At 68.8% G+C, this 13,023-nt stretch carries 11 protein-coding genes; 8 read left to right on the top strand and 3 right to left on the bottom strand.

All coding sequences use genetic code 11. From position 1 onward, the window contains the following. Window positions 1-23 precede the first annotated feature (23 nt). Together OCQ_RS20350 and OCQ_RS20345 are read right to left on the bottom strand one after the other, a co-directional pair. Window positions 24-1,058, bottom strand: coding sequence for a methyltransferase (locus tag OCQ_RS20350; protein ID WP_014385656.1), 1,035 nt, complete (start codon window positions 1,056-1,058; stop codon window positions 24-26). A gap of 134 nt (window positions 1,059-1,192) precedes the next feature. Beyond that, window positions 1,193-2,104, bottom strand: a complete 912-nt coding sequence (locus OCQ_RS20345) for a LysR family transcriptional regulator (protein WP_014385655.1) — start codon at window positions 2,102-2,104, stop codon at window positions 1,193-1,195. A gap of 173 nt (window positions 2,105-2,277) precedes the next feature. Here OCQ_RS20345 and OCQ_RS20340 point away from each other — a divergent pair, with 173 nt between their 5' ends. From OCQ_RS20340 to mddA, 7 genes are all read left to right on the top strand, one after another. Next, on the top strand, window positions 2,278-2,691 hold the full coding sequence (locus OCQ_RS20340; RefSeq protein WP_014385654.1) for a cupin domain-containing protein: 414 nt from the start codon (window positions 2,278-2,280) through the stop codon (window positions 2,689-2,691). Window positions 2,692-2,746: 55 nt separating this feature from the next. Then, a complete protein-coding gene (locus tag OCQ_RS20335; protein WP_014385653.1) occupies window positions 2,747-3,379 on the top strand; it encodes a ComF family protein in 633 nt (210 codons plus the stop codon). A gap of 304 nt (window positions 3,380-3,683) precedes the next feature. Next, complete coding sequence (hpf, locus tag OCQ_RS20330; protein ID WP_014942806.1) at window positions 3,684-4,364, top strand: ribosome hibernation-promoting factor, HPF/YfiA family; 681 nt, start codon at window positions 3,684-3,686, stop codon at window positions 4,362-4,364. Between the two features lie 194 nt (window positions 4,365-4,558). Then, window positions 4,559-7,387, top strand: coding sequence for a preprotein translocase subunit SecA (secA, locus tag OCQ_RS20325; protein WP_014385652.1), 2,829 nt, complete (start codon window positions 4,559-4,561; stop codon window positions 7,385-7,387). Between the two features lie 157 nt (window positions 7,388-7,544). Further along, complete coding sequence (locus OCQ_RS20320; protein ID WP_009957355.1) at window positions 7,545-8,291, top strand: hypothetical protein; 747 nt, start codon at window positions 7,545-7,547, stop codon at window positions 8,289-8,291. 33 nt (window positions 8,292-8,324) lie between these two features. After that, on the top strand, window positions 8,325-9,881 hold the full coding sequence (locus OCQ_RS20315) for an HD domain-containing phosphohydrolase (protein ID WP_014385651.1): 1,557 nt from the start codon (window positions 8,325-8,327) through the stop codon (window positions 9,879-9,881). A gap of 91 nt (window positions 9,882-9,972) precedes the next feature. Beyond that, complete coding sequence (gene mddA, locus OCQ_RS20310; protein WP_179960089.1) at window positions 9,973-10,737, top strand: methanethiol S-methyltransferase; 765 nt, start codon at window positions 9,973-9,975, stop codon at window positions 10,735-10,737. A 56-nt stretch (window positions 10,738-10,793) separates the two neighbouring features. Here mddA and OCQ_RS20305 read toward each other — a convergent pair whose 3' ends face one another. Next, window positions 10,794-11,306 (bottom strand): Rv3235 family protein, encoded by a 513-nt coding sequence (locus tag OCQ_RS20305; protein ID WP_014380951.1) that lies wholly within the window; start codon window positions 11,304-11,306, stop codon window positions 10,794-10,796. 229 nt (window positions 11,307-11,535) lie between these two features. Here OCQ_RS20305 and OCQ_RS20300 point away from each other — a divergent pair, with 229 nt between their 5' ends. Then, a complete protein-coding gene (locus OCQ_RS20300; RefSeq protein WP_008259749.1) occupies window positions 11,536-12,957 on the top strand; it encodes a WS/DGAT/MGAT family O-acyltransferase in 1,422 nt (473 codons plus the stop codon). Window positions 12,958-13,023: the final 66 nt, after the last annotated feature.

Raw genomic sequence — 13,023 nt, 5'->3', positions numbered from 1 at the left:
ATGCTCGTCGTTGGGTATGCGCATCATTTCGCGCGCGCCTCGATCACGCTGTGTCCCAGCGGGTTACGATGGATCGCGGTGCGCCGCAGGCCCGCGCCCTGCAGCAATGCGTCGAACTCGTCCAGCGTGCGTTCCCGACCGTCCTGGCACGACGTCAGCATGTTGAGGTCCATCAACGCGGCGAAACCCGGGTCATCGGGATCGCCCATGATCCATTCGACGATGACGACCCGGCCGCCGGGTTCCATCGCCTCGCGGCACCGATCGAGGATGGTGACACAGTGTTCGTCATCCCAGTCGTGCAGGATCATCTTGAGCAGATACAGGTCTCCGGGCGGCACCGCCACGAAGAAGTCGCCGCCGACGGCGTCAAGCCGCTGGGCCTGACCGCTCGCCGCGATCGACTGGGCGACCTTCTCGGCAACATTGGGTCGGTCGAAGATCACGCCGCGCAGTTGGGGATTGCGCCCCTGCAGCTGCCGCAGCAGGCTGCCGGTGGCGCCACCGACGTCGATCGCGCACCGGACGTCGGTCGTGTCGAGCCGGTCGGCGACGTCGCCCGCCCAGTGCACCGTCAGCGCCGCCATGAGATCGGAGAACTCGCGCCCCTGCTCCGGGTTTTCTTCCAGGAAGGTGAACAGGTCTGTGCCCAGTGCGGTGGTCGCCGGTTGGATACCCGTTCGGATCGCGTCCGCCAGTAGCCGCACCGACAGCGTGTGCCATGGGGCGGTGAATCCCATGATGATCGGATGAAGCGATCGTGGCGCACCGCTCTGCATCGCCTCGAGCAGCGGCGTGCTCTCGAACAGTCCCTGTCCGGTCGACCTGAGCATGCCGATGGCCACGCCCGCCCGCATCAGGCGGTAGGTGCGGTCGGGCAGGCTGCCCTCGCGCGCGGCCACCTCCGCGGCGGTCAGGGGACCGTCGGCGAGGTGATCGGCCACCGAGAGCGTGGCCAACGCGCGCAGGATCTGGCTGCGCCAGTGGCCGTAGACGATGTCGAGCACCCGTGCCTCGATGTCCGCCTGGTCGAGTTGTGTCGATTCCCCCTGTGGCACTTGCTGTCTCCTCGAGTCGTGTCCGGTGCATGGTCAGTTGCCTACACCGAACACCGCCCGGGAAGAATTAATTGCACACCGTCCCGCGGGCGTGGATGTCGCCAGCGGGGCGCGAAAGATGCTGCTGGATAAGGCTATTTGTCCTTGGACCTGCGTCGCGGCCGCGGCGCCGCCGCGAGTAGCATCTCGGCGAGCTTGGCGGCGGCCGGCGCGATCTGCGCTTGCCCGCCCGTGGCGAGGAAGATCGGCCACACGATCTCGGGCTGCAACGGGACCGCGCGCAGGTCCGGAAAGCGGCCGGCGTCGCTGGCGGGCATGAATATGGTGCCCAGTCCGTGCTGCACCAAGCCGGCCGCCATCCAGTAGTTGACCGCCGCTTCATAGGGTGTGCGCGGCGTGACGCCGGCGGCCCTGAATGCGTTCTCGACGACGCGGCGCAAGCCGAATTCGGCGGGGAAGCCGATCAGGTCCTCGTGCGCGAGTTCGGCGATGGCGATGTGCTTGCGTTGCGCCAGCCGATGGTCGGGCCGACAGACGAAGAGCATCGGCTCCTCGCAGAGGAGCCGCATCTCGACGCCCGCCGGGAACCGATCGGGTGCCGACACGAACGCCAGGTCGAGCGAACCGTCGGCAATGGCCGAGACGTGCGGCATCGAGCCAGTCGGGCTCAGCCGCAGGATGATTCGGACGAACGGGTACGTGCGGTGAAAGTCCCCCAGGATCTTCGGGACATCCAGCGGGCCGAAGGATATGAGCGATCCGATCTCGACGGTTCCCGACAGCTCGCCGCGGTAGTCGTCGATCGAATCCTTGGCCAGCCGGGCGGTATGGATGACGCGGCGCGCATGCTCTCGAAACAGCTCGCCCGCCGGGGTCATCTTGATCTGCTGCTTGGATCGGTCGAACAGTTCGACGCCGAGTTCCTTTTCCAGCTTGCTCACCGAGGTGGACAGGGCGGACTGAACGACGTGGACTCGTTGCGCCGCACGTGAAAAGTTCATTTCGCTCGCGACCGCGATGAAGTACTCGAGTTGGCGCAGTTCCATCCCCGACATGTTATCTCTTTGCGAGAAGGAACATATCGAAACCGATCATTGGACTTGATGGCCCCGAGCTGCTGTCCTAAAGGGGGCCGAACCACGCCCCGCGTATTTCGTTGCACAGCTATCGAATTCGAGCGGGCGGACCGAACGAGTCCGGCTCGGCCGAGGAGGATGCAATGTCGATCGATGACGTCGGGGCGCCGCTGGACGCGCTGACCGTGATTCAGTGCGTCGCCCCGCCCTTCCTGCCCGCCAACGCGGAGGTCATGACGGTGACGGTCGACTACCCGCCCGGCTGCCCCGGCATCGCCCCGCACCGCCACGGCGGGCCGGTCTTCGGTTTCGTGCTCGAGGGCGAAATGCTTTTCGAGCTGGAGGGCGAGGCCCCGCGAGTGATCAAGGCCGGTGAGGCGTTCTGGGAGCTCGGGGGAGACGTCATCCACTACTCCGACGCCAACAACCGCGCCGACGCGCCGCTGCGCTTCCTGGCGACGATGATGTGTGCGCCCGGTCAACCGATGTTGACCTTTGTCGACGACGACGAACTCGAGCGGCGCTGCGACCGCAGGGTCAAGGCGCGCCGGGAGTGATGCCCCGGCCGCGGCATCGGCCGGCGATGTCGGCCCCGCCCGCCACACTGGCGGCGTGCTCGATCTCATCCTGCCGGCCGAATGCGGCGGCTGCGGCGCGCCGTCGTCCCGGTGGTGCGAAGCCTGCGCCACGGAGCTGGCCGTCAGGCCGGACGAGCCGCACGTGGTGAACCCGCGCATCGACGCGGGCGTCCCGGTGTTCGCGCTCGGCCGCTACGCCAACGCCCGCCGGCAGGCGATCCTGGCGCTCAAGGAACACGGCCGCGCCGATCTCGTCGCGCCGCTGGCGCGCGCACTGGCGCTCGGGGTGCACCGGCTGCTGTCGTGGGGGATCCTCGACACCCCGCTCACGATCGTGCCGGCACCGACCCGGCGTTCGGCCGCGCGCCGGCGCGGCGGTGACCCCGTTCTCCGGTTGGCCCGCGCCGCGGTGGCGCAGCACCCGGAGATCGCCGTGGCCCAGGCACTGCGGATCAAGGCCTTGACCCGCGACTCGGTGGGGCTGGGCACCGCCGCGCGGGAACGCAACATCACCGGCCGGGTCGTGCTGTGCGGCCGGCCGCCTGCCGCCGACGTCATGGTCGTCGACGACATCGTCACCACCGGGGCGACGGCGCGCGAGTCGGTGCGCGTCCTTCAGGCCGCGGGGGTCCGGGTCGTCGCGGTGCTGACGATCGCCGCCGCGTGAGGCGGTGAACCGGCCAAGAGGTTGTGAAGAACTCGCAACAGCTCTGCGAAATTAGTGGCATGGGTAGGCGAACACGAGCTAACGTCGGAATCAACATTCATTGACTCACTTGGTCGGGATATTCCCAGGTTGAGCCCCACTTGCGGGAAGGGGTGAGTAATCGACACCTTGCACCGGCGGGCAGCCTGCGGCGGTAGCCAGTCTCGAACCGCTCTCACCTCGTCGGCGCATCAAGCCAGCCGGGCACGCAACGCGCGTGCGACGTGTAAAGAGAAATGAGTTGTCACGTATGTCAAGGCTATCCGTGGATTCCGGTCAGATTCTGGACCAACCTCCCTCCGCCCCCGATGGGCAAGCCCAACCGACAACCACCGCCGACGTTGTGTTCAAAGGCCGCAACGTAGAAATCCCCGATCATTACCGCCTGTACGTCTCCCAAAAACTCGCCCGCCTCGAGCGGTTCGATCGCTCCATCTACCTCTTCGATGTCGAGCTCAAACACGCTCCCAACCGGCGGCAGCGCAAATCCTGTCAACGCGTGGAGATCACCGCCCGTGGCCGGGGCCCGGTGAGCCGGGCGGAGGCCTGCGCCAACAGCTTCTACGCCGCGTTCGAGTCCGCGGTGGACAAGCTGGAGAGCCGGCTGCGCCGCGTCAAGGACCGCCGCAAGGTCCACTACGGCGACAAGACGCCGGTCTCGCTGGCCGCCGCCACCGCGGTGCCGCCCCCCGAACCGGCGCGCGGCGCGCCCGAGGCGCCCGTCGACCACGGCGCATCGAATGACGGCGTGGACCAGGACCACGAACCCGGACGGATCGTGCGGACCAAGGAGCACCCGGCCACGCCGATGACGGTCGACGACGCGCTCTACGAGATGGAGCTCGTCGGGCACGACTTCTTCTTGTTCCACGACAAGCACACCGAGCGGCCGTGCGTGGTCTACCGGCGGCACGCCTACGACTACGGCCTGATCCGACTGGGCTGATCCCGTCACCCTGCCGAACGTCGACTTATTGCGAGATTTCAAGCAAATTGGCGCAAGAAGTCGACGTTCGGCGCCCAAAGAGCGACGTCACCTAGGATGGGTGTCGCCAAAGACTCCGATCCGGCCCGGTGACGATGCAGAGCGCGTAGCGCGATGAGGAGGAGCCGGGCGATCAAACCGTAGAGGACATAGCTGTGCTGTCGAAGTTGCTGCGCCTTGGCGAAGGTCGCATGCTCAAGCGTCTCAGGCGGGTGGCTGACTACGTCAACACCTTGTCCGACGAGATCGAGAAGCTCACCGACGCCGAGTTGCGGGCCAAGACCGACGAGTTCAAGAAGCGGCACGCCGACGGCGAGAGCCTCGACGACCTGCTGCCCGAGGCCTTCGCCGTCGCCCGCGAGGCGGCCTGGCGGGTGCTCGACCAGCGCCCCTTCGACGTGCAGGTGATGGGCGCGGCCGCGCTGCACTTCGGCAACGTCGCCGAGATGAAGACCGGTGAGGGCAAGACCCTGACCTCCGTGCTGCCGGCCTACCTCAACGGCATCGGCGGCAAGGGCGTGCACGTCGTCACCGTGAACGACTACCTGGCCAAACGTGACAGCGAGTGGATGGGCCGCGTGCACCGCTTCCTCGGGCTGGACGTCGGCGTGATCCTCGCCCAGATGACGCCCGACGAGCGGCGGGTGGCCTACAACGCCGACATCACCTACGGCACCAACAACGAATTCGGGTTCGACTACCTGCGCGACAACATGGCGCATTCGCTCGACGACCTGGTCCAGCGCGGACACAACTTCGCCATCGTCGACGAGGTCGACTCCATCCTGATCGACGAGGCGCGCACCCCGCTGATCATCTCCGGCCCCGCCGACGGCGCCTCCAACTGGTACCTCGAGTTCGCCCGGCTCGCTCCGCTGATGCAAAAGGACACCCACTACGAGGTGGACCTGCGCAAGCGCACCGTCGGCGTGCACGAGCTCGGCGTGGAGTTCGTCGAGGACCAGCTCGGCATCGACAACCTCTACGAGGCCGCGAACTCGCCGCTGGTCAGCTACCTCAACAACGCGTTGAAGGCCAAGGAGCTGTTCAACCGCGACAAGGACTACATCGTGCGCGACGGCGAGGTGCTCATCGTCGACGAGTTCACCGGCCGCGTGCTCTACGGCCGTCGCTACAACGAGGGCATGCACCAGGCCATCGAGGCCAAGGAGCACGTCGAGATCAAGGCCGAGAACCAGACGCTGGCCACCATCACCCTGCAGAACTACTTCCGGCTCTACGACAAGCTCGCCGGCATGACCGGTACCGCCCAGACCGAGGCGGCCGAGCTGCACGAGATCTACAAGCTCGGCGTGGTGCCCATCCCCACCAACAAGCCGATGATCCGCGCCGACCAGTCCGACCTGATCTACAAGACCGAGGAGGCCAAGTACATCGCGGTCGTCGACGACGTCGTCGAGCGCTTCGAAAAGGGCCAGCCGGTGCTGATCGGTACCACCAGCGTCGAGCGTTCCGAGTACCTGTCGCGGCAGTTCCAGAAGCGCCGCGTCCCGCACAACGTGCTCAACGCGAAGTTCCACGAGCAGGAGGCGACCATCATCGCGGTCGCCGGCCGCCGCGGCGGCGTCACCGTGGCCACCAACATGGCCGGTCGAGGCACCGACATCGTGCTGGGCGGCAACGTCGACTTCCTCACCGACCAGCGGCTGCGTGAGCGCGGCCTCGACCCGGTGGAGACGCCGGACGAGTACGAAGCGGCGTGGCACGAGGAATTGCCGAAGGTCAAGGAGGAGGCCTCCAAGGAGGCCGAAGAGGTGATCGAGGCCGGCGGCCTGTACGTGCTGGGCACCGAACGGCACGAGTCGCGGCGCATCGACAACCAGCTGCGCGGCCGCTCCGGCCGGCAGGGTGACCCGGGCGAGTCGCGCTTCTACCTGTCCCTGGGCGACGAGCTCATGCGCCGCTTCAACGGCGCCGCGCTCGAGGCGATGCTCAACCGGCTGAACCTGCCCGACGACGTGCCCATCGAGGCCAAGATGGTCACCCGCGCGATCAAGAGCGCCCAGACCCAGGTGGAGCAGCAGAACTTCGAGGTCCGCAAAAACGTCCTCAAGTACGACGAGGTGATGAACCAGCAGCGCAAGGTGATCTACGCCGAGCGCCGCCGCATCCTGGAGGGCGAGAACCTCAAGGAGCAGGCGCTGGACATGGTCCGCGACGTGGTCACCGCCTACGTCAACGGCGCGACGGCCGACGGCTACGCGGAGGACTGGGACCTGGAATCCCTGTGGACGGCCCTGAAGACGCTGTATCCGGTGGGCATCGACCATGCGCCGCTGACCCACCACGACGCCGACTCCGAGCGCGACGACCTCACCCGCGAGGAGCTGCTCGAGGCGTTGCTGAAAGACGCCGAAAACGCCTATGCTGCAAGGGAAGCCGAGCTCGAGGAGATCGCGGGCGAGGGCGCGATGCGTCAGCTGGAGCGCAACGTGCTGCTCAACGTCATCGACCGCAAGTGGCGCGAGCACCTCTACGAGATGGACTACCTCAAGGAGGGCATCGGGCTGCGCGCGATGGCCCAGCGCGACCCGCTGGTCGAATACCAGCGCGAGGGCTACGACATGTTCATGGCCATGCTCGAGGGCATGAAAGAGGAGTCGGTCGGCTTCCTGTTCAACGTGACCGTCGAGGCGGTGCCCACCCCGCAGGTCGCCCCGGTCCAGGCGCCCGAAGGGCTCGAGGAATTCGCCACCGCCGCAGCCGCCCAGCAGGGCGGTACCACGACCGCCGTGCGCGAAGAGGCCCCAAGTACGCTGCGCGCCAAGGGGATTGACAACCAGGCGCCGGCGCTCACCTATTCTGGCCCCTCGGAGGACGGCTCGGCGCAGGTGCAGCGCAACGGCGGTGACGCCAAGACACCGGCGGGGGTTCCCGCCGGGGCCAGCCGCCGCGAGCGGCGAGCGGCGGCGCGCCAACAGGGCCGCGGCGCCAAGCCACCCAAATCGGTGAAGCGGCGCTAGCGGGGCGCATTCGCCTTTCCGGCTTTCCGCCCGCCGCCCGACTGTCCGGGCGCTCGCGGCCCAACGCCCGACTGGCCGGGCGCTCGCGAACCGGGCGCGCCGAATTTGAGGCATCCGCCCCATGCGCCGGGGCGGTGGCCGCGCGGACCATCCAGGGATGACCACAGCACGCACCCCCCTCGACGCCGCCACCGCCGTCCTGCACCACCCCGTCCTGCCCGCCGGAGATGACGAACGATTCGTCGGATTCGGCGTGCTGGGGCTCCCCTTCGCCAGCGGGCACTACCTGGCGCTGCGGCAGTTCCCGGCGACGTCGTTCTCGCCCGGCTATCGCTCGGTGTGGCACCGCGACCCCCACGGCGCCTGGACCTTCTACGCGACCACGCCGGGCCCGCAGAGCTGCGCCCGCTTCTTCAGCGCGGCGACCAGCCGCGACGCGGTCCAGTGCGACATCGACGTCGCGTGGGTCACCCCGTGGTCGTTGTTCGTCGCCATCCCGGGGCTGCTGGCCTGGCAGATCGACCTGCACGCCACGTGGTCGACGCGACTGATGAGCGCGGTGGGCGCGCGACTGCCCGCCTGGGCGTGGACCAACCGGGCGGCCCTGGCCGTCCTCGGCCGCATCGCCGGGCCGACGCTGCGGGCCGGCCGGATCCGGCTCGCCGGAACCGCGCCCAACGGCCAGCGATTCATGATCGCACCCGCACAGGTGTGGGCGGTGGGACACTCGCGCGCGGTCTTGCGCGAGGTGGACCTCGGGCCGGTGGGGCCGCTGCGCCCGCAGGCGCGACTGGCCGGCTTCCGGCCGCCGCAACGCGGCGTGTTCGCGGTGGGCTCCGGGCATTTCGACAGCTTCGACGCCGCCCGGCACGAGGCCGTGCGGCGCACCGCCGCAATCGGGTGACCCCGCGGCCGCCGGCTGGGCACAATGAGGCTCATGCCAGAGTCCGAACTACCGACGCGGGCGGAGCTGCTCGCGGCGTTGTCGGTGGCGATCGATCTCGGCCTCGGCCAACCCGCCGAGCACATGCTGCGCGCGGCGCTCATCGCGACCCGGCTCGCCGACCGGCTCGGGCTGTGTGCCGACGAGCGCGACTGCGCCTACTACACCACGCTGATCATGTGGGTCGGCTGCCACGCGGACTCCCACGAATACGCGCGCTGGTTCGGCGACGACATCGCCGTCCGCCACGATTCTTATCTGGTCGACTGGTCCGGGATCCCGTACCTGCGCTTCCTGGCGAGCAACGTCGGCCGCGGCCAGCCCCTCGCGCATCGAATGGCCGTGCTGGCAACGCTTTTCGCCAACGCGCGCGGTCACATCTCCCGGCTGATCCACTCGCACTGCGCGTCGGCGGCGCTGCTGGCCGACCGGATCGGGTTGAGTCCCGACGTGCAGGCCGCGCTCGCGTTCGCCTTCGAGCGCTACGACGGCGGCGGGCTGCCCGCGGGAGCGCGGGGGGAGACCATCCCCATCCAGATGCGCATCGCGCAGCTCGCCGACATGGTCGAGGTTCATCACCGCACGTACGGCGTCGCCGGCGCCGTGGCCATGGTGAGCAGCCGGCGCGGCGGGCAGTTCGATCCCCGGGTCGCCGACGCGTTCCTGCGCGACGCCGACGCGATCCTGGCCGGACCGCCCGCAGGCGATGCGTGGGCGGCGGCGCTGGGTGAGGCGCCCGATCGCCATCAGCGGCTTGACGATGCGGCGCTGGACGCGTTGCTCGTCGCGCTGGGCGACTTCGTCGACCTGAAATGCCCGTTCACTCTTGGGCATTCGCGCGCGGTGGCCCGGCTCGCGGGCGACGCCGCGCTGGCCGCCGGAATGGACACGGACGCGGTGGCGCTGACCCGGCGCGCGGGCCACGTCCATGACCTCGGCCGCATCGGGGTGTCGAATCACATCTGGTCGCGGCAAGGCCCGTTGAGCGCATCGGAATTCGAGCGGGTACGGCTGCACCCGTATCTGACGGTGCGCATCCTCAACCAGGTCCCCGGCCTGGGCCGGCTGGCCGAGGTCGCCGGCAATCACCACGAATGCCTCGACGGCTCGGGATATCCGCGTGGGCTGGCCGGGCCCGCGCTGCACATGCCGGATCGCATCCTGGCCGCCGCCGTCTGTTACCAGTCCGCCCGCGAGCCGAGGCCGTACCGGGAGCCGATGTCGGCCGGCGCGGCGGCCCGCCGGCTGCGCGGGCGTGCGCAGGCCGGGGAACTCGACGCGGTCGCGGTCGAAGCGGTGTTGCACGCGGCCGGACAACCCGCGCAACGACCGAACCTGCGGCCGGACCGGCTGACCCCCAGGGAGGTCGAGGTGCTGTGCCTGGTCGCCCGCGGCGCGTCCAACAAGGAGATCGCGGCGTCGCTGGTGATCAGCGAGAAAACGGCCCGCAATCACGTCGAGCGGACGTACGCCAAGATCGGCGTTTCGAACCGCATCGGCGCCAGCATGTACGCGCTGCGGCACGGCCTGGTGAACCCGGTGCCCAGCTAACCCGACGGGCGTCTGGAAACGTGCCGTACGCGGCCGAAAATGAGGCATCCGCCCCATGTTCAAACGCGCCGGCGAGGCGCACAATCAGCGAATGAAGCGATTCTTGATTGTCGGTTACGGCGCCGCCGCTTACCTGCTCTTTCTTGCCGCATTTCTGTACCTCGTGGCGTTCTTGGGAAACTTCTGGGTGCCGCGAACCGTCGATCACGGCCTGCCGGCGCCGATCGGTGAGGCGGTGCTGATCAACATCGGGCTGCTTGCCGTGTTCGCCGTCCAGCACAGCGTCATGGCGCGGCCGTCGTTCAAGGCGTGGTGGACGCGGATCGTGCCATCGCCGATCGAGCGCAGCACCTACGTGGTGCTGTCCAGCGCCGTGCTGGTGCTGCTCTACTGGCAATGGCGGACGATGCCGGCCGTCGTCTGGGACGTGCGGCCACCGGCCGGGCGCCTGGCGCTGTGGACGTTGTTCTGGCTCGGCTGGGCCATCGCGCTGGCCGCGACGTTCATGGTCAGCCACTTCGACCTGTTCGGCCTGCGCCAGGTGTATCTGGCGTGGCGCGGAAAACCCTACACGCACATAGGTTTTCACGCCCGGATGCTGTACCGGTTGGTGCGCCACCCGCTCATGCTCGGCTTCGTGATCGTCTTCTGGGCGGTGCCCACGATGACGGCCGGACACCTGCTGTTCTCGGTCGCCATGACGGGCTACATCCTGGTCGCCACCCACCTGGAGGAGCACGACCTGGTGGAGGCGCTGGGTGAGCAGTATCGCGACTACCGTCGCCGGGTGCCGATGTTGCTGCCGCTGGGACACCGCCCGCGGCGCGACCCGGCCCAACCGGCGGAGCTGCATTAGCTTTCGGGCGAGCGGTTCACCGCGGACGGCCGCTCGCTGCGAGGTGACCGGTGCGGTCACCCGATGTGTAGGGCCACGACCATCCACCGGGCGCCGCTCGCCGCGCCCACCTGCTCCACCCGGCAGGCGATGGCGTGGACTCGGTTCCCGCGGCTGTAGGAGCCGAAGACCTCGGCGGCCGCGTCCGGGTCCCGGTGGCCCGCCGGCTGCAGTCGCATGCGCCGCAACACGGCGGCACCCGCGTGGCCGGGCGCCCGCCCGGCCACCGAACGCCCCACCGCGACAACCGAATCCACCAGGCTGGGCGACAGCAACGGATGCAGCTGGGCGGCCGGGCGGCGCCGGTCGATGACCTCCAGCACGCGCCGCAGCGCCGCGTCGGCGAAGGTCGCCGCCTGGCGCATCCGCGCGGACATGACCGGCGCCGGCGCTCTGCTGAGTTGCCCGGTGTAGGACCGGGGCGTGGCGTGGCCGCCGCGGCGGCGTAGCGGTGTGCGCGAGGACGGCCGGCACGACGGGACGGTGCGCGGCACATCCCGGGTTTCCGGTTCGTAGTCGACGACCGGCATGACGGTGAAAGCGCCGGATGGATTCGCAACGGGGCTAGTGTTCAACGCGCACTCTCCAACTTCTCGGCCGGACCGGAAGCCTGCTGGAGAGGGGCAGACAGTCGTCATCATGGCATAAGTCGCAATCGCGCGTCCCCATGCCGACGTGCGCCGCGGGCTGGACGATTACCGTTGGCCAGACATCGTTTGAGGCGACAGGGCGATGAATCGACGAGGAGGACTGCGCCGTATGGTGACCCGGTTGTCCCCGCCGGACGCGTCGTTCTATCGGCTGGAAAACACCGCCACCCCCATGTACGTCGGATCGCTGGCCATCCTGCGCCGTCCGCGGGCCGGGCTGAGTTATGAGACGCTGCTGGCCACCGTCGAGCAGCGGCTGCCCCAGATCCCGCGCTACCGGCAGAAGGTCCGCGAGGTGCCGGTCGGCACGGCCCGGCCGGTGTGGATCGACGACGCCGACTTCGACATCACTTATCACGTGCGGCGCTCGGCGCTGCCCTCGCCGGGCAGCGACGGTCAACTGCACGAACTGATCGCGCGGCTGGCCGCGCGGCCGCTGGACAAGTCGCGGCCGCTCTGGGAGATGTACCTGGTCGAGGGCCTGTCCAAGAACCGGCTCGCCCTCTACACCAAATCGCATCAAGCCCTGATCAACGGGATGGCGGCGCTGGAGATCAACCACGTCATCAGCGACCGGACGAGGCGCCCGCCCCCGGCCCCCGAAGACATCTGGATCCCGGAACGCGACCCGGGCAACACCCGGCTGGTGCTGGGTGCGATCGGTGAGTGGCTGACCGGTCCGAGCGCGCAGCTGCAGGCCGTCGGGTCCGCGATCGGCGGCCTGGTGACCAACTACGGCGAGCTCGTCGGCGCCGGGCGCCGGGCTTTCGATTTCGTGCGCAACCTGGCCCGGGGCGACGCGCCCAGCAGCCCGCTCAACGCCACCGTTTCGCGTCATCGCCGGTTCACCGTCGCCACCGGCAGCCTCGAGGACTACCGCGCCGTGCGCGCCCGCTATGACTGCGACGTCAACGACGTGGTGCTCGCGGTGATCGCCGGCGCGCTGGGCAACTGGCTGATGTCGCGTGGGGTGGCGGTGTCGCCGACGGCGACGGTGCGGGCGATGGCGCCGCTGTCGGTGTACGACGACGGCGACCTCGACGCGAGCGGCCCCGGCCAGGCGATCAGCCAGGTCATGCCGTTCCTCGTCGACCTGCCGGTGGGGGAGCCCAACGCCGTGGTGCGGCTCTCGCAGATCGCGCACGCCACCGAGTCCAACCCGACGGCCGCCCAGCTGGTGGACGCCAGGACCATCGTCACGCTGTCGGGGTTCGCCCCGCCCACGCTGCACGCCATGGGAATCCGCGTCGCGACCAGTTTCCCGAGCTTCTCCAAGCGCACGTTCAACCTCCTGATCACCAACGCGCCGGGGGCCCAGTCGCAGATGTACGTCGCCGGCACCAAGTTGCTGGAGACCTACACGGTGCCGCCGCTGCTGCAGAACCAGGCGCTGGCGATCGGGGTGACGTCGTACAACGGCATGCTCTATTACGGCATCAATGCCGACCGCGAGGCCATGAGCGACGTCGACCTGCTGCCGGGACTGCTGAGCCAGGCGCTCGAGGAGCTGCTGGAGGCTTCCCGGTCCTAGCCGGCGGTGAAAACCCCTGCGTGCGGCTATCCTTCGTTGCTGTGAAACCAGCCGCGCCCGAGATCT

This window comes from Mycobacterium paraintracellulare, from assembly GCF_000276825.1.
Lineage (GTDB): Bacteria > Actinomycetota > Actinomycetes > Mycobacteriales > Mycobacteriaceae > Mycobacterium > Mycobacterium intracellulare.
The sequence above is the reverse complement of the archived record's forward strand: the minus strand, read 5'-3'. Positions and strand labels throughout refer to the sequence as shown.

Bases quoted from the DNA above. Each gene is read 5' to 3' on its own strand.
- OCQ_RS20345 (WP_014385655.1), bottom strand. From the start codon at position 2,104: ATGGAACTGCGCCAACTCGAGTACTTCATCGCGGTCGCGAGCGAAATG.
- OCQ_RS20340 (WP_014385654.1), top strand. From the start codon at position 2,278: ATGTCGATCGATGACGTCGGGGCGCCGCTGGACGCGCTGACCGTGATT.
- OCQ_RS20320 (WP_009957355.1), top strand. From the start codon at position 7,545: ATGACCACAGCACGCACCCCCCTCGACGCCGCCACCGCCGTCCTGCAC.
- OCQ_RS20315 (WP_014385651.1), top strand. From the start codon at position 8,325: ATGCCAGAGTCCGAACTACCGACGCGGGCGGAGCTGCTCGCGGCGTTG.
- mddA (WP_179960089.1), top strand. From the start codon at position 9,973: ATGAAGCGATTCTTGATTGTCGGTTACGGCGCCGCCGCTTACCTGCTC.
- OCQ_RS20305 (WP_014380951.1), bottom strand. From the start codon at position 11,306: ATGCCGGTCGTCGACTACGAACCGGAAACCCGGGATGTGCCGCGCACC.
- OCQ_RS20300 (WP_008259749.1), top strand. From the start codon at position 11,536: ATGGTGACCCGGTTGTCCCCGCCGGACGCGTCGTTCTATCGGCTGGAA.